Raw genomic sequence first — 21,694 nt, 5'->3', positions numbered from 1 at the left:
GCAATTTGTCGGTTCCACAGGAGGAAACATGCGTCTATCTCCCTTGCGTTTCGCCCTCGTGCCCCTCGCCTTGGCTGTGGCGGCGCCCGCCAGCGCCCAAAGTCTCCAGGCCGCGCAGAGCCTGTATGACCAGGGCAAGTGGCAGGAGGCGGCCAATGCCGCTGCGGCCCTCAACACCAGCGCCGGGTTTGCGCTTGCCGCCGAGGCCACCACGGCGGGTGCCAGCGTCAGCCCCGACGCGCAGAAAAAAGCCCTCTTTGCCAAGGCGCAGGAGTACGCCCGGCAGGCCATCGCCAAGGACGCGAACAACGCCGACGCCTACTTCGAGTTGGCCCGAGCACAAGGCCGCTTGGCGCAGTTCGTTGGCATTCTCCAAAGCCTGAACCTGGCCGGAGATATGAAAAAGAACCTGGAACAGGCGCTGAGGCTCAAACCCAATATGGCCAGCGCGTATGTGGCCCTGGGCTTGTGGCACGCCAACCTGGTCAGCAAGGGCGGAGCCGCCACCCTGCTCACGGGCGCCAAAAAGAACCAGATTGTTCCCAACTTTGAAAAGGCCATCGCGCTGGAACCCAACGTCGCCATCCACCGCATCGAGTACGCCAACGCCCTGCTGCTCCAGGGCAACAAGGCGGGGGCCATCGCGCAGCTTCAAAAAGCCGTGAGCCTACCCGCCGACACCTACTGGGAAAAACGTGACCTAGAGGCCGCGAAGGCGAAGCTCGCGAGCTTGCAGTAAGCGGCAGCGCTGGAGGTGCGAGGGATCACGCCTCGCACCTCTCGTTTGGGGAGGTCGCTAAGGCCAGTAGCGCGCGGTCTGCCCGCTCACCACGATGATCTTGCCGTCAGGCTGCTGCAAAAGCGCACCGAGGGGCGTGGCGGGAAGCCCCTCGGGCAAGAAGGTGACCGGCAGCCCCGTCAGCACCTGGCCCCCTGTACCGAAGCTGGGGTCGAGGCTGAGGTCTGGCTTAAGCCGGGCTAGACCGTACTGCGTGGCCGAGCTGGAGCTGTCCGCCCGGCCCATACCGCCCACCAGCAGCTTGCCGTCAGGCTGGAGCCACACGTCACTCAGGGTGTTCTGGCTCGCCGGGCTGCCCTCAGAGAACCGCACGGTTGCTGCGGCCTGTAGGGAACCGTCGGAGCGGTACCGCCGCACCACACCGCTCGCGACGAAGCGGCCCTCGTACCCCACCGCGACGATATCGCCATCCGGCTCCAGCACCACGTCATTGAACAGACCGTAGTAGCCGCCCCGTTCGGCACCGTTTTGCGCAAAGGTCGTGTCCAGGCTTCCATTGGGGTTCAGCCGCGCCAACAGCCAGCCGGTTGCGCCTCCCGGAGCATCGGACTTCCCTGCGACCACGATCTTGCCGTCGGGCTGGACCGTGACCGCCCGCGCCTCGTCCTCGGTGGGAGCAGTGGGGACATCGAAGCTCAGAAAGACGCGCCCGCCCGTACCGAACGTCGGATCAAGCTGGCCGTTCGCGTTGTACCGCAGCACCACTCCGTCGGCGTGCGGCTCGGGATCGGGCGGCACGACCCGGTTGATCCTGCCCGCCACCACAAGCCCGCCGTCAGGCTGCACGGCCACAGCGTAGGCCGCTGCGCTGCCTCCCAGCGCGGTCACGACTTTCCCAGCCGTGCCAAAAGAGTCGTCCAGGGTCAAGTCAGGGTTGTAGCGCACCAGGGCCACAGCATCACCGCTCTGCCCAGCCACCACAATCCGGCCGTCGGGCTGCCGGGCAATTGCAAATGCCGCGTCTTGGCCCCCCAGATCCGCACGAACTTCGCGCAGATCGCCGTTGGGGAGGAGGCGCCGCAGCGCGAAGTCACCCCCGGCGGTGTCGGCCAGGAGCACATTGGTGCCCGCCTCAAGCGCGGCGTCCACACCTCCCACGGCCGCGCGTCCACCCACCGCAAAGGTCGCGTCCAGACTGCCCGGAGAGGGCGGGGCGTCCTTTTGGCAAAACACCTTCGGGTTGGCCCAGTCGGCGTGATCGTAGTTGATGCCGTCGCCGGCGTCCGTCACCACCAGCCGCAGTTCCTGCTTGCCCGCTATACCCAATTCTACCCGCTGGGTCGCGCTCGCGCCGGTCATCACGCCACTGTCGTACGCCTTTTCTCCGTCCAGATAGACCTGGAACACCACGCTTCCCCGGCGTCCCACCTCATCGTCAACGCCGACCTCCACGGTAAAGCGGGTACACACGGCGCCCGTCCCCTTCAGGCCAAAGCGCAGTTCGCTGCTCGCGTGCACACCGAATCCCCGGCGGTAGGTTTTGCCGTTGAGGGTGAGTGTTCGGCCGTCGCCAGCGCGGTGTTCGCCGTTGCTGCGGTCGATCTCCACCGGCCCCCAACCGTTTGTGGCCGCCAGAATGGGTTCGTAGTAGAGGGTGTTTTCGCCGGGTGTCAGGCTGAGGGGCGTGAGTTGGTCGGGTGCGGGCGTGTAGGACCAGGGAAAGCTGGCCCCAGCCGCATACGGATTCGGCCCGGCCGGTGCGTCAACCGGCGATTGTCCGCAGGCGGCGAGGAGGAGACTCAGGCTTGCGGCCAGCAGCCGCCGGGCGACAGGCTTCTTCATAGGAGCGCTCCTTTGCAGGGAGGACGTGACAACCTTTCGAGTGGAACGGCTCCATCCTGTCGTTTTGTGAAATCCTTTGCATTTAGTCAGGGTTCATGAGGAGGTTGAGGGCCGCCGGTACCGTTGAGGAGGGTCACGGCGCCCGGCAACACCTCCACCTGGAGCGCGGTCACCTGCCCGGCCGGGTCGCCGTCGAGGTGGAGCGCCATGGGCTGTGCCCAGCGCACCGTGACCACGCGGCCCGCTCGGTGGTACACCTGCGGATGCCCCAGGTGCCGGCCGGGCAACACGCGGCCCATCAACGCCAGAAGCTGACGGCGGGTGAGTGGGCCGCTCGCCAGCACATTGAGGCGCCCGTCTCTCGGGTCTGACGCCGGGCTGATGTGAAAGCCGCCGCCGTAGCGGGTGCCGTTCATCACGGCGGTCAGGGCGCTGGGCCCGACATACAGTTCCTCCCCGTCGACCTCAACCGCCACGGATGTTAGGCGCAGGTCACGCAGTGCGCCGAGGGCCGCCCAAACGTAGCGGCCGAAACCGGGCAGGGCGGCCGGAGTGCGGTTCATCAGGGCCGCGACCTGCGCGTCAAAGCCCAGGCCCAGCCCATTGATCAGGAGACGCGAAGTTCCGGCGCCTTCCCCTGCCAGGATGGTGGCCCGCAAGGCGTCTACCCGTTGCGGCGGGCCCGCGAGCCGGCTGAGCGCCGCCCTGAAGTCTCCTGCTCGCAGGCCCAGCATGCCCGCAAAATCATTCCCGCTCCCCAGCGGCACGATGCCCAGCGCTCTGCCGGTGCCCACCAAGGCCGGCAGCAGGGCGCCGACTGTGCCGTCGCCACCGACGGCCAAGATCCCCACGTCCGGCGGGAGCGCCCCTACCCGTGCCAGGGCCGCTGACCCGCTTGGCTCGGTGATGGGCTCGAAAGAAAGCCCGCGGGCATACAGCTCGGCTTCTAGCCGTGGCCACACGCGCGCCGCCAGTCCACGCCCAGCGTTGGGGTTCAAAACGGCGGCGTAGCGCGCGCAGGAGGGGGAAGACAGGAAAGAGGGCGCGTCACTCACGTTGTGCCCAGAATAGGGCGCGGCCCAGGCGTCTCCCCTTAGGCCCAATCGGCGGGGCGCTCGGCTTGTCCGAAAAACCAGGCGATGGCCTGCGCAATCCGCCGGGCAGCCTGCCCGTCCCCGTACGGATTGCGGGCCTCGCGCATCCGGGCCAGGCGCGTTTCGTCGCTCAGCAGGTCGCTGAGGACAGCGCGCATCTGCTGGGGATCATTTCCGGCAAGCACCAGCACGCCCGCCTCTACCCCCTCGGGCCGCTCGGTCACGTTGCGCAGCACGGCGACCGGCACGCCGAGCGCCGCGCCCTCCTCCTGAAGGCCGCCGCTGTCGGTGGCCAGCAGGGTGGAAGCGGCCATCAGGGGCGCCATGTTCGCGTAGTCCAGGGGGTCTGTCAGTTCGAAGTTGGGAAGGTCACTCAGGGCGGGGCGCACCGCCTCCTGCACCGCCGGATTCAGGTGCACCGGATACACGAAGTAGCACTCGGGATGAGCGCGCGCCACCGCGGCCAGGGCCTGCGCCATCTCCCCCATCACGGGCAGGTTCTCGCGCCGGTGCATGGTCACGGTGACCAGGCGCTGCCCGGCTGCCCGCCGGGCCTGCCATTCGGGGCGCAGGGGAACCCGCCCGGCCACCTCGCGCACAGCGTCTACCGCAGTTTGCCCGGTCACAAAGATGCCCTCTTCGGGCTTGCCCTCGCGCAGCAGGTTGGCCCGGCTCCCCGGGGTGGGCGCGAAGTCCAGGGTGGTCAGCACGCCCGTCAGGCGGCGGTTGGCCTCCTCGGGAAAGGGTTCCCGCAGGTTGCCGCTGCGCAGCCCCGCTTCAACGTGCCCCACCGGAATCCCCTCGTAAAAGGCGCTGAGGGCCACGCAAAAGGAGGTCGTCGTATCCCCGTGCACCAAGACCATATCGGCGCCCAGCTCACGCAACCGGCGCCCGGCCTGCGGCACGATGCGGGCGGTCAGGTCCGCAAGGGTCTGCCGTTCGGTCATCACGTTCAGGTCCTCATCGGGAGTGAGACCGAAGACGGCCAGCGCCTCATCGAGCATCTGGCGCTGCTGGCCGGTGGAGAGAATGAGCGGTGTCAGGCCGGGCTGCTGCGCCAGCGCCGCATAGACGGGCGCCATCTTGGTCGCCTCAGGCCGCGTGCCGAAAGCCAGGACGATGCGTTTGGGTCCACTCGGGTCACTCATCCCGGTCACGCTATCAAAGGGCGGCGAGGAGGGACCCGGCGCAGCGCCTAGGACGCAGCCGCCGCCTCGCGGTCCAGCGCCCGAATCCGGCGATAGGCGACGAACCATAGGCACAGCAGCACGGTCAGCACCGTCGCGGCGATCGCCAGCAAGGGCACGCCCTGCGCCAGCATGCCGATCACGCCGCAGCCCAGGGTCACTCCCCACAGGATGATGGCGGTGCGGCGGGCCGAGGCAGTTCGCGCCAGCACCCGGTGATGAATGTGGGTCTTGTCGGGGTGGCCCAGCGGGTTGCGAACGCCGCGGGCCAGCCGTCCAATCACCACCTGGGTGGTATCCAGAATAGGCAGAGCCATCACGATCAGGGGAACGAGCAGGCTGGCCCCCGCACTCACCTTGAGGGTGCCCAGCAGGCTCACAGCGGCCAGGGTGTAGCCGAAGAGGTACGCGCCCGCGTCCCCCATGATGATGCGGCTGGGGTTGAAGTTGTGACGCAGGTAGCCCAGGGCTGCCCCCGCCAGGCCAGCGAGAAGCACCACGGCGGCGGCCCGGTCGGCGAACTGCGCGGCCGTGACGAGAAGCACCATGCTCGCCACAAAGCCCACGCCGCCCACCACCCCATCCACCCCGTCCATCAGGTTCACGGCATTCGTCAGCCCGACCACCCACAGGATGGTGAGCAGAACGCTGAGCGGGCCATTCACCGTGTCGGGCAGGACCGGCAGGAAGGGAATCGCGTTGAAGTCGATCTTCAACCCGTTCACCACCAGGAGGACGGCCGCAAGCGTCTGCACGATCAGCCGAAAGAGGGGCGAGAGGCCAAACTGGTCATCAATAAAGCCCACCAGCACAAGCACGGCTGCACCCAGTAGGATCGCCAGCACCTGGATATTCACCTGCTCGATCACGATGGGTCGCAGCGTCCAGGCCACCACGACGCTCACCAGGAACCCCGCAAAGATCGCCAGGCCGCCCGCGTTGGGCAGCGGCTCCTTGTTCAGCCGCCGCTCGTTGGGAAGGTCGGCCCATCCCACCTTGATGGCGAACTCGCGGACCCGGGGAATAAAGCGCCAGGTAAACACCCAGGCGGTCAGGAACGTCAGCAGCACGCTGAGAAAGCCGCGGCCGAAGAGGTCTGCGATACCGAATTGCGCCGCAAGGGCGTTCAGGGACTCCATAAGCTGACGGGATTCTAAAGGAGCCGGGGGCAAAAAACAGGGCTAGGCCAAAGCCCGCGCCGCCCTACTTCGTTCCGTAGATGCGGTCCCCGGCGTCGCCCAGGCCCGGCACGATGTAGCCGTGATCGTTAAGGCCCTCATCGACCGCGGCGGTCACGATGTCCACTTCGGGATGATCGCGTTCCACGATGGCGATTCCTTCGGGCGCGGCCAGGATCGTCATGAGCTTGATGCTCTGCGCCCCGGCCAGCTTGAGGGACGCGATGGCCGCCGACGCGCTGCCACCCGTGGCGAGCATGGGATCCGTCAGAAAGACTCGGCGTTCGGCGATGTCGGCGGGCAACTTGTTGTAGTACGCCACGGGCAGAAGCGTCTGAGGATCGCGGTACAGGCCGATATGCCCGACCTTGGCCGCCGGCACCAGGTTCACGATGGCGTCCGTCATGATGAGCCCCGCGCGCAGGATGGCGACCAGCGCGAGCTTCTTGCCGCTGAGCATCGGAAAGTCACCCGCCCGAAGGGGGGTTTGCAGGTGGGCCGGCTCCAGTTCAAGGTCACGCATCGCCTCATAGGCGAGCAGCATGGACAGCTCGGCGGCGAGTTCTCGAAACTCCTTGACCCCCGTGCGCACGTCGCGCATCAGGGAAAGCTTGTGTTGAACGAGCGGATGGGTGACGACCGTAACCATAGCCTCACGATACCCGGCCAGGCCGTTCACGGCGACGCTGCCGGGAGACGAGCCAGCACGTGCCGCGCGCGGGGGAGCTTGAGCTGCCGCTGACGGTCGAACTCGTAGGGCTCATTCATCAAAAACCAGTACAGGTCGTGCAGATAGGTGTGGGCGAGGTAGGCCCGCAGCCGGGTGAGGGTCGGGGGCGTGTGGTCGGGCAGAAACGTCAGGGCCGCGTTCAGGCTGGCTTCAGGGCTGAGGAGGTCCAGGGTGCCGGTTTTCAGCAGGGCCAGGTCACGCAGCGGGTCGTCCCAGCCCGCCTTGGTCCAGTCGATCACCAGCACCTCGCCACTCGCAGAAATCAGGATGTTGTCGTGCCACAGGTCGAGGTGACAAAACGCCGCGGGCTGGTCGAGCAGGCCGCGCTCCAACGGCAGCTCCACCGCGTCGAACAGGTCGTCAAGGGGATAGGCCGCCAGGGCGCTGCGAAACCGTTTCAGGCGCTCGCGCAGCCGCCGCAGGTCCACACAGCCCTGCCGGTCGCGGTGGAGTGCGGCCAGAATCTCGCGCAGGCGGGGAAGCGCCGCGGGAATATCGGCCGCTCGCAGCGGATGGCCCGGAAAGCGCCGCATGATAAGCGCCTCGATCCCGTCAGCCTCCACGGTATCCACCACCCAGGCACCCAGCTGAGCGCGGCGCATGTTCTGCGCTTCGAGGCGGTGTTCACCCTGCTGGTTGCGGTACACCTTCACCACCAGGTCACCGGCCGAAGTGGTGTAGACCCGGCTCTGCATGCCCGCGTCCACCGGAGTCAGAGGACCGAAACGGGCTTCCAGCACAGGAAAACGGTGGGTTGGCAGGCCGCCCGGAGTCACCCGCGCATCATAGCGGGGACCAGCGGGGAAGTGACGACTCCACGAACTGGAAGCCCGAGGCTTCCCGGGTCAGTGGGTAGGGGCAACCCCATGTCCCTCACTGAAGGCTCCGTCCATGCCCCGCAGCAGGGGGTTCTTCTTCCTGCTGGCTTCGCGCTGGAGTCGCCCCATCTTGCGCTCGGCCTTTTTGAAGAAGCGGGGTGCCTCCACGAACTCGCCAGCTGAGGTGAGAGCGCTGAATGACCTCGCTGGACACGCTTCCTGCCGACCCGATGTGGTACGCCGAAGTCCACAGGTGCCCCCTGGCCGACAGCCGAGGGAACTGATGAGGCGTTCACGCACCTCGCCCCCCAGAATGCGGCGGCAGTCGTTCGGCATGGCGACCAGCTTCGTTGAGATCGTACCGAGAGTGACGAGTAGAACGCTCCGCCTAGGCCCACTGCTTCCGCTAGCCCTGAGCCCGGTCGAGCGGCAGCCTTTCCAGCAGCTCGACCAGGCGGGGATCGAGGCTCTGGCCGGCCTGGGCCCGGACGCGCTCCAGGTCTCCGAGCCGTACGGCGGTGTCCGCTACCGCCAGAATGCGGGCATACAGGGGAATATCCTCTCCGGCCAGCCCGGCGGGTTCGCCCTGGCCGTCCCAGCGTTCGTGGTGATGCCGGATCGCCTTTTGCGCCTGCGCGAGATGCGGAATGTCGTGCAGGAAGTTCGCGCCCACCTGGGCGTGACCAGCCTCCCCGTGAATCTTGCCCAGGTCGTGCAGGGTGGCGGCGTACCACAGTTCTTCCAGCTCACGCTCGACCAGGCCCACGGCGCGGCCCAGGCGCACCGCCGTCTCCGCCACCGCCTGAGCGTGTCCCAGCGCGTCAAACTCCCGGCTCTCGACAGCCTCGACCAGCGCGCTGGCCACCTGCCGGGCGGTCTGCCGCCACTCATCACGCGAGTCCATCAGCGCCAGCAACGGCGCGACCATTCCGCCCCACCGCGTCACCGCTTCTTGCTGCTCGGGGGTCGGGTTTGCGGGGGCGGTTCGGTCCAGCACAAGCGCGCCCAGGGTGCGGCCACGGTCGGCCAGCGGCACCACCAGGGTGAGGGACACGCTGCGCAGACCGGCCCGGTCCAGCTGCTCCCGCACCTCCGGAGGATTCAGGCTGTACAGTTCGCGGCTGCCATCGGTGAGCAGACGAGGCCGCGCGCCCGCCCAGGGGCCTTGCAGGGCCAAGCCGACCAACGTTTCAGGATACCCAAACACCGCGGCGACGCGGTCCTGACTGCGCCGCAGAACGGCGTAGCCCTGCGCCTGTCCGTCCAGCAGGGCGACGGCATGGGCGAGGGCACCTTGAAGCAGGCTCTCCGGATCGGGGCGGGCGAGCAGGTCGCCCAGCACCTGCGCCGCGTCGGGAGTCTCTCTGAGCGGCGTGCCGGCGGAGGAACGGGAGTCGGGCCCGGGCGTCGGCGCGGGCTGCGGACGAGAGCGACGGAACACCTTGTGTTCAGTATAACCGCGCTACCCTGCCGCGGTGACGCATTCTTCCCCCCCTCCCCCCTCCCCCACCACCCGGGTGACCGCCGCAGTCGAGCGGGGCTACGCGGCCTACACGCGGCGGGCACAGGCGTGGACGGCGCGTTACCAGGAACGGGGCGGGCGCGTGTACTGCGGCGCGGGCTGCTTCGCGTGCTGCAACATGCCCATCCGCGTGAGCCTCGCCGAAGCCCTGGTGACCGCCCAGGCCCTCTCAGAGGAGGAGGCGGCCCGTGTGGAGACGCACGCCCGGAGGGTGCTGCGCAACGCCCGCACCGCCCCGAACGAGGGCGTGTACGTGGAGCGCCACCGCACGGAGGTCGGCTTCTGCCCACTGCTCGATCCTGCCAGCGGCGGCTGCACCCGCTACGACGTGCGGCCTACCCGTTGCCGCGACACGTTCAGCGCACTCCCCGCTCGGTACTGCGAGGCAGGAGCGTGGGAGGCCATGACCCGCCGCGAGCGCGAGCAGTATCAACGGGAAGTCCGCCGCACCCCGGGCACCGACGGCGAACTGCACTTTATCGCGCCGCTGGAACACCTCTCCGAACCCATCTGGGCCGCCGCAGCCAGGGCGATGCGCACCGAGTGGGGCCTGGAAGCCTGGGGAGACTTCTGGGTCTTGACGACGCTGGCGCGGGACGCAGCCTTTATAGACCGGGTGGCCCAGGGCGACGCGCGGGGGGCCTGGCGTGTGGCCAAGGCAGCCGGTCTCGCGCACCCCACGGTCCTGGACATCGGCTGACCCCTAGAGAAACAGCGAGAAAGGGCGGGTAGAGGTTCAGGTACCGGGCGCGAACCGCGTGTGCCCGCGCAGACGCACCGCCGCATAGTAGGCGGCCGCCGCCGAGAAGCAAGCGGGCTGGGCGGCCAGGAGCCTGCGGGCACAGATGGCCCTCATGTTGGCGTAAAAGGCGTCGTCGCTCGCCCGGCGGTTCGCGGCGGTCGGTTCCAACACCCGCAGGTTGTCGTAGGCGAAGTCGTGGACCTCGCAGGCGGGGGCAAACACGTTCCGGTAGCCCAAGCCCAGGCCCTCGGGAGCGCTGCACCCGTTGCCCTGCCAGACCAGGTCGGGCCAGAGCGGCTCCAGCGTGGTTCGCGCTGCCCGGAACGCTTCGGGCGTGCCCCAGCCAAGCCGCTTGACCACGGCCAGCCGGGAATCAGTGCCCTGGGGCGAGGCCTCCACCCGGAACTGGGTGGGCGCGCAGCCCAGCAGCACGCCGGAAAGGCCGAGCAGCAGGAGCGGGCGCAAGCGGGGTTACTTCCGGGCGGCCTCGATCAGGGCGGGCACGATCTGATTCACGTCCCCGACGATCCCGTAGTCCGCGACCTTGAAGATGGGCGCCTCGGCGTCCTTGTTGATGGCGACGATGTACCGGCTCTTGCCCATGCCCGAGAGGTGCTGCACGGCGCCGCTCACGCCCAGCGCGATGTACGCCTTGGGCTGCACGGTCTTGCCGGTCTGCCCCACCTGCTCGGCGTAGGGGCGCCAGCCCGCGTCCACCACCGCGCGGGTCGCGCCCACCCCGGCCCCCAGCCGGTCCGCCAGGCCCTCGACGTAGGCGGCAAAGTTCTCGGGGCTCCCCACGCCGCGCCCGCCAGTCACGATGATGTCCGCCTCGGTAAGCGCCACACGGCTACTCTTCTCGACACTCTTGCCGGTGACCTCCACACGCGGAGCCGGGAGCTCAAGCTCCACGTCGTACTGCTCCCCGGCGGCAGCGGCGGGCTGAGCGGGCGCAAAGGAGCCGGGCTTCACCGTTACCACAACCACCGGACCCTCCGCCTCCACGGTCTCCGTGACGCGGGCGAGGTAGGTGTAGCGCTGCGCCTGGAGGGCGCTGCCGTTCGCCTTGAGGGCGATGACATCCTCCAGGTACGGGGCGTCGAGCTTCACGGCGACGCGCGGCGCGTACTCACGGCCCGAGCGGCTGCCACCGATGATCACCGTATGGGCCTCGCCTTCACGCGCAATCTGCGCGGCAGCAGCGGCCCACAGCTCGGCGTTGTACCCCGCGAGCTGCGGCAGATCCGCAACCAGCACCTGATCGGCGTACCGCGCGGCCTCGTTGGCCACATCGGCAACCCCCTGGCCGAGAACGAGGACCGTGACCGGACCCTCACGGCCCGACTCGCGGGCGGCGGTGATCATTTCCAGGGTGGACTTGGCGAGCTTGCCGCTCGCGTGTTCGGCGACGATCAGAATCATGCAATCACCTTGGCTTCGTTGCGCAGGAGGTCGAGCAGCTGCTGGGCGGCAGCCTGGGGGTCCTTGCCGTCGATCATTCGGTTCAGGCGCGCGCGCGTCTGGATCTCACTGTTGACCACCCGTACCCTAGGCTGCACGCCGTAGCTGGCGAGGTCGTCCTTGCGGAGTTCCTTTTTCTTCGCCTTCATGATGTTGGGCAGCGTAGGGTAACGCGGCTCGTTGAGGCCCTGCTGGGTGGTCACCACGGCGGGCAAGCTCGCGCGAAAGCTCTCGTTGCCGTCATCCACGTCGTGGCGACCCGTCAGGGTCTCCCCTTCCAGCCGCAGCTCGTTCGTCCAGGTGAGCTGCGGCCAGCCCAGGCGTTCGGCGGTCGCGGCTCCCAGCGCCTGGCTGTCCCAGTCCGCTTCCTGTCCGCCCACCAGGATCAGGCTGACGCCTTCGGCCTGCGCGACCTGCGCGACCACGCTGCTCAGGGCGATGGGATCGAGCTTTTCTTCGGTCTCCACGTGAATGGCGCGGTCCACGCCCATCGCCAGCGCGGTCCTTAGGGCGTCCTCCACCCGTTTGGGGCCAACGGCCAGGGCGACGATCTCCTCAACGGTCCCGCCGTTCTCGCGCAGGCGCAGGGCTTCTTCCACCCCGTACTCGTCCATGCCGTCAATCACGAGGGTCGCCCCCTCCAGGTCAACCTGCTGGCCGCTGATCTTGACGCGGGCTTCGGCGTCGGGGACTTGACGAACTAGGGTCAGGATCTTCATGGGTCCTCCAAGAATAGGCCAGAGCGGCAAACACGCTCCATGCCCAGGCACTTCGCCTGACAACTTAGACTCGGTTCAAGTTTAGCAAGCCTGCCGCCCGGGCGCTACCGGCCCCCCAGCGAGGCCCGGGCGATCCGCCGAGCTGAGAAGCTTCTCATCCAGAAAAGCCTGACGCCCCGCTTTCCAGTTCATAAAGTCGCAGTAAAACTCATGAAGCGCGCCGCTCATCTTGGTGAGTCAGGCTACGAAGTGCCATGAAGAAGCTCCTTGCTTTTGCCCTGAGTGCTGGCCTCGCGACCGCGGGCGCACAAACCGTCAACACCATTCCTGCCACGCCGGTCGGCATGGGCCTGAACGGCATTGAGCTGGGCCTGACCGGCGGCTACGCGGGCGGCCTCAGCGGCGAGGTGTTCGTCCACGCGCCCAACGTCGCGGGGGCCTTTGGGATCAAGGCGGGCGTGAGCTTCACGCGCCCCAGCGACGCGATCAACGACAACGCCCCCGTAGACCCCACCGGTACCCTCTTCCCCGCGACCTTTACGTACGGGCAGGCCAAACAGCAGGGCCTAGCCACCGAGTCGGGCAGCCGTATGATCCTCAGTGTTGACGGCACGTACAGTGTGGGCGAGCTCTCGCCCGGCCTGGACAGCACCTTCTACGCGGGGGGGCGTTACGGCATGTTCCGCAGCACCGCCGACTTTGGCGAAAACGGCAGCCAGACGTTCTCCAGCAACGCGTTTGGGGTTGGTGCGGGCCTGATGGTCAGCTACCCGCTGGCCGCCAACCTCAGCCTGGTGGGTGACCTGGGGGTCGATCAGTTCTTCGGCTCCTCCTTCACCGTCGCCAGCAGCAACGGGAACGTGGATACCTTCAGGCCCGGCGAGGCGGGGTACAACGAACGGAGCGCCGCCTTCGTTCGCCCCGGCACAGTGTTCAAGGCGCGCATCGGCATCAAGACCACCTTCTAAGTCGCTGGCAGGTGATGATCGCATCATCACCTCGAGCGGAGCGAGAAGCCAAAAGGTGGCGGGTGGCGGAGGTGGAGCCCTTCCGGTTGTCGTTTCCCGGAAGGGCGGAACTGTAGCCGCCCGCCACTTAGAAAGGGAGCTCTCCCCTGCGCCCTCACCCCTCGCGGGTGGGGGGTTTTGTTTGGCTATTGAGCAACGCCTGAAGCTGCGTGAAGGCCGCCACCACCCGCGGGAACCCCAGGTACGGCACGCACAGCAGCAGTGCCTCGCGCACCTCCTGTTCGGTGGCCCCGGCCCGCAGCGCTCCGCGCAGGTGCGTGCGGAGTTCCTCGGGGCTCCCCAGGGACACCAGCAGGGCGCAGGCGATCAGCTCCTTGGTCTTCAGGTCCAGACCAGGCCGCTCGTACACGGTGTCGTAGGCGAAGTCGCGCACGTACCGCATCAAGTCCGGGTCCAGGGCTGCGAGGCGCTGGAGAATACGTTCTTCCTGCAACCCAAAAATCTGGGTACGGGCAACGCCAGGCGCTTTGGGATCAGTGGGGTTCTCCATGCGGGGAGCGTAGCAGGGGGCCCGCCCCCCGACGTGGAGGGCGGGCCTGCTCCATGAGGGTTATTTCTTGAGCGCCTTGACCACAGCCGCCGTCAGGTCGGTGTCCTGGTTATTCGCGTACACGACCAGGCTCGTCTGTGCGGCCACCCGGCGGTCCATCACCACCGTGTAGCCGTTCGCCCTGGCGACACTGGCGACCGCTGCGTTAATCCTGCTCGCGAGGGGCTTGAATTCAGTGGACAGACGCTGCTGGTAACCCTTCTGGGCGCTCAGAAACGACTGCTGCGCCTTCTGGAGCGCCTGGCGGTCAGCGGCGCTGCGGGTGCTGGCGGCCTTGGCGGCGAGCGTCTGGATGTTTTGCTGCCTGGCCTTGAGGTCAGCGTCAACCTTTTTGCTGAGGTTGAGGTACGCGCTGCTCCCGGGCAGCGCTGCAACCGCCTGCTGCACATCCACAAAGCCCAGACGGTGTGTTTTCTGCTGTGCCTGCGGTACGGTCGCCAGCAGGGCCAGCGGCAGGATCAGAAACGCGTTTTTCACAGGAGTCTCCTTCGGTTGGTCGTGGAGCCCGCTCAAGGCAAAACCCCCGCGCGTGGCGGGGGCCGGACCTGGCGGCCTTGCCCGCCTTAGGGCTTAAGCGCCTTGAGCGCGGCGTCCGTCAGTTCCGTGCTGGCGTCGGCGTAGATCACCAGGCCGCTGGCCGCAGCGACGTTGCGGTCCATCACGATGCCGAAGCCGTTCGCCTTGGCGGCACTGCTAACTGCGGCATCGACAGCCTTTTCGACGGCCTGAACCTTGGGCTGAAGCTGGGTGTCATAGCTCTTGGCCTTGGCCTGCGCGGTGCTCAGCAGTTGGGCCCGCCGGTCCTTGTCGGCGGCGGTCGCCTGGGCACCCTTGGCGTCAATGGCCTGAATCTGCTTCTCAAGATCACTCAGTTCGGCGTTGGCCTTTTGCTGGATGGCCTTGATGTCCTTGTCGTTGGGGTGTGCAGACAGCAGTTTCTGCACGTCCACGAAGCCGATCTTCTGCGGCGTCGTCTGGGCGTGCGGCACCACCGTCCCCAGACCGAAAGCGGCCACAACAGCGAGCGGGGCGAGGGCTTTGGCGTTGATCTTCATGGGCGGTACGCTAGCACGCACGTTTCTGAGCCGAATGAACCCTTTCACAGTTTGCTCACACAGTGGATCAGGTCACGATCAGTTCAGGAAAGGGCAAAGCGTAGAGTAAGCTGGCGCCATGCTCGTCAAAGACTGGATGACGCCAAACCCGGTGACCGTCACCCCCGACACGCCTGTGATGGACGCCCTCAAGATCCTCAAGGAGCGGGGCTTTCGCCGACTGCCGGTGATGGAGGGGGAGCAGCTGGTGGGCATCACAACCCGCAAAGACCTCAAGGACGCGATGCCCAGCAAGGCAACCACCCTAAGCGTCTGGGAACTGAACTACCTGCTGAGCAAACTGACCGTCTCCGAGATGATGGCCCGCCCGGTGATCACCGCTCAGGAGGACGAGTACATGGAAGACGCTGCGCTGCGCATGCAGGAACACGGCGTCGGCGGTCTGCCCGTGCTCAACGAGGCTGGACGCATGACCGGCATCATCACCATCACGGACGTGCTGAGGGCCTTTGTCGACATCATGGGGCTGAAGGAGGGGGGCACCAGGCTCACCCTGGATATGCCCGACCAACCCGGCAGCCTGGCCCGCGCCGCACAGGCCGCGCAGCCCAGCAACATCATCAGCGTCGCGACCTATGGCCACACCACCGCAGGGGGGCAGCCTCGCCGCCGCTTCGTGATGCGCGTGACCGGCGAGGGGGCCCAAGACGTACGGGCACGTGTGCAGGCCGCGGGAATTGACGTGCTGGGCTAGGGTCTGGACCCCTACACGCTGAGCTGCACAATCAAGCGCTCCAACACGGCCGCTGGATCGAGCCCGCGCTTCATGGCCACCTCCGCGTCGAGGATGCGGGTGAGATGCGCGCGAATCCTGCTCTCATTGAGGCGGCGGGCCACCTCCAGGGCTTTTTTGGCCGAGTAGGGCTTGAGGCCCAGGCGCTGGGCCGCCCCCGCCTCGGTCACGCGGCCCTCCTCCTGAAGGAGGGCGACGCAGCGGGCCACCAAGCCGTACTGCCACACCACGGCCCCCAGCAGCCGAAAGGGATCCTCACCACTTGCGAGCAGGCGGCGCAGGTGCGTGACGGCCTCGCCGGGACGGCCACCCGTCGCGGCGCCCAGCATGGCAAAGGTGTCGCCGGGCGGTTCGCGGCCCACCACCCGGCGCACGAGGTCTGCCGTCAGGGGGCCGTCCAGCAGGGCAAGCTTATTAAGCTCCCCGGCAATCCCAGTGAGGTCCGGGCCAAACACCTCCGCGAGGTACAACGCGGCCTCCCGGTCGAGGCGGAGGCCCGCACGGCGGGCACGCTGCGCCGCCCACCCCGCCACGTCCCCTGTTTTTTGCGGCGCAGCCGAGGGATAATGCTCGCCGCGCGACTCGTACAGCTTGACCCGGCCGGCGGGCGGCGCCTCATCAAGCACCGCCACCGTGACGGGTGCGGACGCCAGCAGCTCCAGCAGGGCCTTGTCGGGTTTGGTCCCCGCCAGGTCCACGATCACGCCCCCATCTCCAAAGAGGCTGGGTGCCAGAAGCGGCGCGATGGTGTCGGCGGTGACCTCCTCGCCCGCAAGACGCGGCAGGTCGCGGGGAGAAAGGCCCCGGGCCATCAGGGTGTCCCGCAACGCCTCCTCCGCCAGAAAGCGGTTGCCGCTAAAGGCCATCAGGGGCATAGAGCCTCCAACCCCAGCGCGCGGGCGGCAGCCTGAAGCTGGGCCTGCATCTCCAGGGCGCTTTGCGGGCGATCCGCCGGATCGCGGCTCAGGGCGGCCTCCAGGAGGGGATGGAGTTCCGGCGGACCAGGGAGAGGGGCCCGCTCCTGGGAGACGCCCACCAGCCAGCCCAGGGCGTCCTCGTAGGGCGGGCACCCGGCCAGGCAGTCAAACAGCAGCACCCCGACGGAATACAGGTCGCTGCGCGGGTCACCTCGACGGCCCCAGAACTGCTCAGGGGCCATAAAGTGCGGCGTGCCCATCCGGGTACCGCTGTGGACATCGGTGGGCAGCGCCCGCGAGTGGCTCATGCCGAAGTCGATCAGGCGCACCTGCTCGGCCCGCGCCCGACCACCAACCAGCAGGACGTTTTCGGGCTTGAGGTCATGGTGCGTCACCCCCCGCGCGTGCAGGTGCGCGACGGCCCTCAGCACGCCGCACGTCACGCTGAGGGCTTCGGCTGTCAGGAGGGGACCGCGCTCCACCCGTTCGCGCAGCGTGCCGCCAGCCACAAACGGGAAGACGAGTTGGCGGGGCGTCCGGGCGAGCAGCGGCACCACCAGAGGATGGCTGAGCTCTTCTGCGATCTGACCTTCGTGCTCGAAGCGCAGGGCAACCTCTGGGTCGTCGGTGAGCAGCGACTTGATAAAGGCCACCCGCCCATTCCACTCGCCCACCTCGCTCTGCACGCCGCCGCGTACCCCCAGCACGCGCGCGCACCCGCCAGCCTGGGTGCCCAACAGAGACGAGTCAGAACGTCTGTGCACGCGGTCCATTGTAGGCAGGGGCATCACACAGGAACGTCACAGCCGCAGAAACGTGCGCTGGCGTTGTTCGCCCGGCTTAGGCGAGGCGAACGTTGTTGATCAGGGTACGAATCACCGCCTCGTTGCGGCTGTAGTCCTTGACGTTCCCCGCGACCGTCACGACCAGGATGCGGCCACCGGCGCTGGTCATCAGCAGCTCGCGGCGCAGGTCATCCCCCTGCCCGGGCGTGGTAAACACAAACTGCGCCCAGGGCGTGCCCCCGATCTCCAGCAGGTTGGCCTTGAGGGTCTTGATGTTGGGCACCTGCGCACGAAGCACGGCGGGAAACTGCGCGACCAGGTCCGGCACCTGCGCGGGCGTCAGCCGGCCCTCGCGCCACTCAAAGGCCACGCTTACCTTGCGGTCCTCGGTCAGAAACACCGCGTCGGGGCGGCCTGCCGCCGACGGAAAGGCTCGCGCAATCCCCTCCGCGTTGAGCATCAGGAGGCGGGTGCTTGGCTCCACAGTCACGGGCAGCGTGCCGAGCTTGACGGGCGCGGCCAGAGCCGAACCGGACAGCACGGCGGCAGCTGTCAGGGTGAGCAACACAGTCTTCATTCCCCTCACCCTAGCGGCCTGACCCCGGCGCGGCCATGAAGATCGCGTGAGGAACGTGCGAAGAGGCGTCAGATCAGCGTGAGGTTGGCGGGGAGCGAGGCTGGCCCTGCTACCCTGCCCGCATGACCAAGGCAAGGCAACTCGCCAGCGTGACCCTCCAACCGGGGGCGGTGCGGCGCATCACTGGCCGCTATCCTTTCGGCCACGCGGGAGATATCGCGGCAGCAGACGCGGGCATCACGCCCGGGGAGGTGGTGGAGGTCCGTGCGCCCGGCGGCGCTGTGATCGGGCGCGGCTACTTCAACCCGGAGGGCGCAACGCCCCTGCGGATGCTGACCTGGGAGCGCGAGGCGATCGACCTCCATTTTTTTCGTTCGCGGGTGCGCGCGGCGCTGGCACGGCGAGCGGGCCGCATCACCGGAACGAACGCCCTGCGGGTGCTTCACGCCGAGGCGGACGGAATGCCCGGGGTGGTGGCCGACCGGTTCGCGGACGTGCTGAGCGTGCAGTTTCGGAATGCGGGGGCCGAGCGTCACCGCGAGCTGATCCTGCGGGCCCTGCGCGAGGAGACGGGTGCCGCCGCCGCCTTTGAGCGCAGTGACACGGGGGAACGCCGCCGCGAGGGGCTGGCCCTGCGCACCGGTGTGCTGTGGGGTGACGTGCCCGAGCGTGTCACCTTTTTTGAGGATGACCTGACCCTGCATTTCTCCCCCATGGCAGCGCAGAAAACCGGCTTTTTTCTCGATCAGCGCGACAACCGCCGCCTGCTGCGTTCGCTGCTCTCCGCGGGCGAGGCGTTCCTCGACGTGTACTCGTACACGGGCGGCTTCAGCCTGCACGCGGCCCGTGCAGGGGCAACCCCGGTCGCGATCGACAAGGATCAGGTTGCGCTGGGTGTGCTGGAACGCGAGGCACGCGAAAACGGCCTGAATGTCGGGGTGCGCTGGGGCGACGCCCTGGAGACGCTCGCGGCGCTGGAACGCGAGGGACGGGTGTTTGGCGCGGCGGTTCTCGATCCACCCACCCTCGCCAAACGCAAAGAGGACGTACCGCGCGCCAAACGCATCTTTACCGAAGGGGCCGAGCGGGTTCTGCGGATGCTTCAACCGGGAGGGCACCTCCTCATCAGCACCTGCGCCCACTACATCCGAGTGGATGACCTGCTCGATGCAGCACGCGTGGCGGCGGGCGAGGCCAGGAGGGACGCCGAGGTCTTGGCGATCACCTACCAGCCCGCCGACCATCCGCACCTGCTGAGCGTGCCCGAAAGTCTCTACCTCAAGAGCATCCTGCTGCGCTCACTCTCCTAGTCCGCCTCCTCGATCAAGGTGGCTTCCAGCGCGGAAGGATCAAGAAGCGTGACCGTCTGGGGCCGGACTTCCAGAACCTTTTGCGCCTCCAGCCGCCGCAAAACTCGGGTCACCGTTTCGCGGCTGCTGCTTGTGCGCAACATGATGTCCGAAGGGCTCAGCGGGAGCACCTCCGGCTGAGGCACCCCCGCGGCCAGGCGCTGGCGGTAGAGGTTCGAAAAGACGTGGCCGAGGGCCGCCTCAGTGTTCTGACCAAAGGCGATGAGCTCGTCATTGAGCAGGGTGACGCGCCGGGCCAGCATTTCGGCCAGGTTCCACAGCACGCCCGGATGTCGGCGCAAAATCACTTCGAAGTGCGCGCGGTGCAGCATCAACGTGCGGACCTCGCCCAGCGCCGTGACGGAGGCGCTGCGCTCCTGACCGGCCAGCACCGCGGTCTCACCCACCACACCGGGCGCGTAGATGTCACCCAGGACCCGCTCGCGGTTGCCCAGGCTGACGCGGCTGACACGGACGACGCCCGCGGTGATCAGGTGCAGCGCCTCTCCTTCGGCGTCCTGCTCGACCACCCGTTCACCGGGCCCAAACGTCCGTTCCACCACCACGCCTAGCGCCTCGCGGACCGCGTCCTCAGGCACATTCCGGAACAGGGGGGAGCGTTTCAAATCATCCAGGCGCGCCATCGCGCTGATGCTAGCGCCTGGCCACAGGCAGGCTGTCCTGCGAGCGGTCACCGCGTGCGCTACAGTACCCCGCGTGACCACCCCCGTTCCCGCCCTCGCGGCCCACCACGTCCAGCACGGCTTTGGCAGCACGCCTGTCCTGCACGGGGTGAGCCTGACCGTCTTGCCCGGTGAGGTGGTGGCCGTCTCGGGGCCGAGTGGCAGCGGCAAAAGCACGCTCCTGCACCTGCTGGGCGGCCTGGACACCCCGCAGGGGGGCGAGGTGTGGTGGGCGGGCGAGCGGGTGGATATCCTGAGCACCCACGCGCGGGCCCAGCGGCGAGCCGGCCGGGTCGGGCTGGTCTTTCAGCAGCACTACCTTCTCGAAGACCTAAGCGTGCTGCAAAACGTGCAGGTACCCGCGCTGTTGAACGGTCAAGACAGCCGCGACCGAGCACGGGCCCTGCTCACCCGGGTGGGCCTGGCGGGACGTGAGACAGCGCTCCCGGGCGTCCTCAGCGGCGGCGAGCGGCAGCGGGTGGCGGTCGCCCGCGCGCTGAGCGTACGGCCCGCCATCGTTCTGGCCGATGAGCCGACCGGCAGCCTTGACCGAGCGAATGCGGACGTCGTGGCGACGCTGCTCCTCGACCTCGCGCGCGAGGAGGGTGCCGGCGTGCTCCTCGTCACTCACGACGAACGCCTGGCCGCCCGCGCCGACCGGGTGCTGCACCTGCTCGACGGGCGGATCGTGGAGGAAGAGGGCGCTGCGCCTTCCGCACCCAGCTCTCCGCACGGCAACACGACAGAAGTCCGGAGAGGGTAGGCGAAGCTCCCTCCGCTTCCCCCAAGGCCCTACCACCCCGCTCGTGCGTACACGTCCGGAAGCGCCGGAGACAAGCCCAGCTCGCGAGCAGCACGCTGGGGCCAGTGGGGGTCGCGCAAAAAGGCCCGGCCCAGGGCAATGAGATCAGCCGAGCCCTGCCCCAGCACCTGCTCTGCTTTCAGCGGCGTGTCGATCAGGCCAACCGCCATCACGTGCAGATCAGGGACCTCAGCCTTGACCCGACCGGCAAAGGGCACCTGATAGAGCGGAGTCGCCGTGATGTGTTGCTGGGGCGTGAGGCCGCCGCTGCTCACGTCAAGGACGTCCACGCCTTCAAAGCGCAGCAACCCCGCGAGCCGCACCGTCTGCTCGATGTCCCAGCCCCCCTCGGCCCAGTCGGTGGCGCTGACCCGCACAAAAAGCGGCAGGTGCAGAGGCCAGACCGCCCGCACCGCCCGCACCACCTCGAGCAAGAGGCGCACCCGATGCTCAAAGGAGCCGCCGTACTCGTCGGTGCGGGTATTGGCGAGCGGCGAAAGGAACTGGTGCAGCAGGTAGCCGTGCGCGGCGTGGATCTCCACCACGTCGAAGCCCGCCATCAAGGCCCGGCGCGCTGCGGCCGCAAAGTCGGCCGTTACCCGCGCGATGTCCTGAACTGTCATGGCCATCGGCTGCGGGTAGGACGGGTGAAACGGAGCCTCGGTAGGCCCGATCACCTGCCAGCCACCGGCCTCGGCGGGCACGGCGCCCCGCCCGCGCCAGGGTGCATAGGTGCTCGCCTTGCGCCCCGCATGCGCGAGCTGCACGCCGATCAGACCGCCGTAGCGGTGAACGAAGTCGGTGATGTGCCCCAGCGGCACGATCTGCTCATCACTCCACAGGCCGAGGTCTTCAGGGCTGATGCGGCCTTCGGGTGAGACGGCGGTCGCCTCGGTCAAGATCAGGCCTGCACCGCCAAGCGCGAACTGTCCCAGGTGAACAAGGTGAAAGTCATTCGCCAGCCCGTTGCGCGAGCTGTACATACACATCGGTGACACCACGATGCGGTTGGGCAGGGTGAGGCTACGCAGCTTCAGCGGCGTCAGCAGGAGGGGCTGCGGCACGCCCTCGGCCGGGGCAACAGAGGCAGGCTGGGTCATGGGCAGAATGTAGCGGCCAGCCG

The 21,694-nt window shown here is 67.9% G+C and carries 24 protein-coding genes; 6 read left to right on the top strand and 18 right to left on the bottom strand.

Annotated elements, in window-relative coordinates; genetic code table 11:
* Positions 1–28 precede the first annotated feature (28 nt).
* On the top strand, positions 29–739 hold the full coding sequence (locus EI73_RS02360; RefSeq protein WP_034383828.1) for a tetratricopeptide repeat protein: 711 nt from the start codon (positions 29–31) through the stop codon (positions 737–739).
* A gap of 57 nt (positions 740–796) precedes the next feature.
* Here the strand turns inward: EI73_RS02360 and EI73_RS15570 are convergent, their stop codons facing one another.
* The 7 genes from EI73_RS15570 to EI73_RS16655 form a co-directional block, all read right to left on the bottom strand.
* On the bottom strand, positions 797–2,581 hold the full coding sequence (locus EI73_RS15570) for an NPCBM/NEW2 domain-containing protein (RefSeq protein WP_051935384.1): 1,785 nt from the start codon (positions 2,579–2,581) through the stop codon (positions 797–799).
* 86 nt (positions 2,582–2,667) lie between these two features.
* Positions 2,668–3,636, bottom strand: a complete 969-nt coding sequence (locus EI73_RS02350) for a diacylglycerol kinase family protein (protein ID WP_231557263.1) — start codon at positions 3,634–3,636, stop codon at positions 2,668–2,670.
* Between the two features lie 38 nt (positions 3,637–3,674).
* Positions 3,675–4,823 carry a non-hydrolyzing UDP-N-acetylglucosamine 2-epimerase gene (gene wecB / locus EI73_RS02345; RefSeq protein WP_034383827.1) on the bottom strand — a complete coding sequence of 383 codons (1,149 nt, stop codon included), beginning with the start codon at positions 4,821–4,823 and terminating at the stop codon, positions 3,675–3,677.
* A 47-nt stretch (positions 4,824–4,870) separates the two neighbouring features.
* Positions 4,871–6,001, bottom strand: coding sequence for an MraY family glycosyltransferase (locus EI73_RS02340; protein WP_034383824.1), 1,131 nt, complete (start codon positions 5,999–6,001; stop codon positions 4,871–4,873).
* Positions 6,002–6,065: 64 nt separating this feature from the next.
* Positions 6,066–6,689, bottom strand: a complete 624-nt coding sequence (gene upp, locus EI73_RS02335; protein WP_034383821.1) for a uracil phosphoribosyltransferase — start codon at positions 6,687–6,689, stop codon at positions 6,066–6,068.
* A gap of 26 nt (positions 6,690–6,715) precedes the next feature.
* Positions 6,716–7,546, bottom strand: coding sequence for an aminoglycoside phosphotransferase family protein (locus tag EI73_RS02330; RefSeq protein WP_034383817.1), 831 nt, complete (start codon positions 7,544–7,546; stop codon positions 6,716–6,718).
* A gap of 448 nt (positions 7,547–7,994) precedes the next feature.
* Positions 7,995–9,029 (bottom strand): HD domain-containing phosphohydrolase, encoded by a 1,035-nt coding sequence (locus tag EI73_RS16655; protein ID WP_034383813.1) that lies wholly within the window; start codon positions 9,027–9,029, stop codon positions 7,995–7,997.
* A gap of 34 nt (positions 9,030–9,063) precedes the next feature.
* Here EI73_RS16655 and EI73_RS02320 point away from each other — a divergent pair, with 34 nt between their 5' ends.
* Positions 9,064–9,810: a YkgJ family cysteine cluster protein gene (locus EI73_RS02320; RefSeq protein ID WP_051935383.1), complete on the top strand. Its 747-nt coding sequence runs from the start codon at positions 9,064–9,066 to the stop codon at positions 9,808–9,810.
* 36 nt (positions 9,811–9,846) lie between these two features.
* On the opposite strand, the gene EI73_RS02315 is transcribed toward EI73_RS02320, so the two are convergent.
* Genes EI73_RS02315 through EI73_RS02305 form a run of 3 tightly spaced genes read right to left on the bottom strand, consistent with a single transcriptional unit; the run spans position 9,847 to position 12,032 of the window.
* A complete protein-coding gene (locus tag EI73_RS02315) occupies positions 9,847–10,317 on the bottom strand; it encodes a phospholipase A2 (RefSeq protein WP_051935382.1) in 471 nt (156 codons plus the stop codon).
* Between the two features lie 6 nt (positions 10,318–10,323).
* Entirely contained in the window at positions 10,324–11,274 is a 951-nt protein-coding gene (locus EI73_RS02310) for an electron transfer flavoprotein subunit alpha/FixB family protein (RefSeq protein ID WP_034383810.1), read from the bottom strand.
* Positions 11,271–12,032: an electron transfer flavoprotein subunit beta/FixA family protein gene (locus EI73_RS02305; protein ID WP_034383806.1), complete on the bottom strand. Its 762-nt coding sequence runs from the start codon at positions 12,030–12,032 to the stop codon at positions 11,271–11,273. Before EI73_RS02305 ends, EI73_RS02310 begins: the two co-directional genes overlap by 4 nt.
* A gap of 254 nt (positions 12,033–12,286) precedes the next feature.
* Between EI73_RS02305 and EI73_RS02300 the strand changes: the two genes are divergently transcribed.
* On the top strand, positions 12,287–13,000 hold the full coding sequence (locus EI73_RS02300; RefSeq protein ID WP_034383803.1) for a hypothetical protein: 714 nt from the start codon (positions 12,287–12,289) through the stop codon (positions 12,998–13,000).
* A gap of 154 nt (positions 13,001–13,154) precedes the next feature.
* Here the strand turns inward: EI73_RS02300 and EI73_RS02295 are convergent, their stop codons facing one another.
* The 3 genes from EI73_RS02295 to EI73_RS02285 all read right to left on the bottom strand — a co-directional run bounded on the left by EI73_RS02295 (position 13,155) and on the right by EI73_RS02285 (position 14,665).
* Positions 13,155–13,550 carry a carboxymuconolactone decarboxylase family protein gene (locus tag EI73_RS02295; protein ID WP_034383800.1) on the bottom strand — a complete coding sequence of 132 codons (396 nt, stop codon included), beginning with the start codon at positions 13,548–13,550 and terminating at the stop codon, positions 13,155–13,157.
* Positions 13,551–13,610: 60 nt separating this feature from the next.
* The gene (locus EI73_RS02290; RefSeq protein ID WP_034383797.1) at positions 13,611–14,087 is read right to left on the bottom strand and encodes an OmpH family outer membrane protein; all 477 of its coding nucleotides are present in this window, start codon (positions 14,085–14,087) and stop codon (positions 13,611–13,613) included.
* Positions 14,088–14,173: 86 nt separating this feature from the next.
* Positions 14,174–14,665, bottom strand: coding sequence for an OmpH family outer membrane protein (locus EI73_RS02285; protein ID WP_034383794.1), 492 nt, complete (start codon positions 14,663–14,665; stop codon positions 14,174–14,176).
* Positions 14,666–14,783: 118 nt separating this feature from the next.
* On the opposite strand from EI73_RS02285, the gene EI73_RS02280 reads away from it, so the two are divergent.
* Complete coding sequence (locus tag EI73_RS02280) at positions 14,784–15,419, top strand: CBS and ACT domain-containing protein (RefSeq protein WP_034383791.1); 636 nt, start codon at positions 14,784–14,786, stop codon at positions 15,417–15,419.
* Positions 15,420–15,430: 11 nt separating this feature from the next.
* On the opposite strand, the gene holA is transcribed toward EI73_RS02280, so the two are convergent.
* The 3 genes from holA to EI73_RS02265 all read right to left on the bottom strand — a co-directional run bounded on the left by holA (position 15,431) and on the right by EI73_RS02265 (position 17,737).
* Positions 15,431–16,333: a DNA polymerase III subunit delta gene (holA, locus tag EI73_RS02275; RefSeq protein WP_034383788.1), complete on the bottom strand. Its 903-nt coding sequence runs from the start codon at positions 16,331–16,333 to the stop codon at positions 15,431–15,433.
* Positions 16,324–17,148, bottom strand: a complete 825-nt coding sequence (locus EI73_RS02270; protein WP_034383784.1) for a serine/threonine-protein kinase — start codon at positions 17,146–17,148, stop codon at positions 16,324–16,326. Before EI73_RS02270 ends, holA begins: the two co-directional genes overlap by 10 nt.
* 67 nt (positions 17,149–17,215) lie before the next feature.
* Positions 17,216–17,737, bottom strand: a complete 522-nt coding sequence (locus tag EI73_RS02265) for a hypothetical protein (protein ID WP_034383781.1) — start codon at positions 17,735–17,737, stop codon at positions 17,216–17,218.
* A gap of 122 nt (positions 17,738–17,859) precedes the next feature.
* On the opposite strand from EI73_RS02265, the gene EI73_RS02260 reads away from it, so the two are divergent.
* Positions 17,860–19,047, top strand: coding sequence for a class I SAM-dependent rRNA methyltransferase (locus tag EI73_RS02260; protein ID WP_034383778.1), 1,188 nt, complete (start codon positions 17,860–17,862; stop codon positions 19,045–19,047).
* Here EI73_RS02260 and EI73_RS02255 read toward each other — a convergent pair.
* On the bottom strand, positions 19,044–19,730 hold the full coding sequence (locus tag EI73_RS02255; protein WP_034383776.1) for a Crp/Fnr family transcriptional regulator: 687 nt from the start codon (positions 19,728–19,730) through the stop codon (positions 19,044–19,046). The genes EI73_RS02260 and EI73_RS02255 overlap by 4 nt on opposite strands.
* A 7-nt stretch (positions 19,731–19,737) precedes the next feature.
* Between EI73_RS02255 and EI73_RS02250 the strand changes: the two genes are divergently transcribed.
* The gene (locus EI73_RS02250; protein WP_051935381.1) at positions 19,738–20,532 is read left to right on the top strand and encodes an ABC transporter ATP-binding protein; all 795 of its coding nucleotides are present in this window, start codon (positions 19,738–19,740) and stop codon (positions 20,530–20,532) included.
* A gap of 29 nt (positions 20,533–20,561) precedes the next feature.
* Here the strand turns inward: EI73_RS02250 and EI73_RS02245 are convergent, their stop codons facing one another.
* Positions 20,562–21,671: an NADH:flavin oxidoreductase/NADH oxidase gene (locus tag EI73_RS02245; RefSeq protein ID WP_034387534.1), complete on the bottom strand. Its 1,110-nt coding sequence runs from the start codon at positions 21,669–21,671 to the stop codon at positions 20,562–20,564.
* Positions 21,672–21,694: the final 23 nt, after the last annotated feature.

Origin of the sequence: Deinococcus sp. YIM 77859, assembly GCF_000745175.1 — a bacterium.
In the GTDB taxonomy this organism is placed as follows: domain Bacteria; phylum Deinococcota; class Deinococci; order Deinococcales; family Deinococcaceae; genus Deinococcus.
Note: the sequence above shows the minus strand (reverse complement) of the source record. Positions and strands in the feature narration are given on the sequence as shown.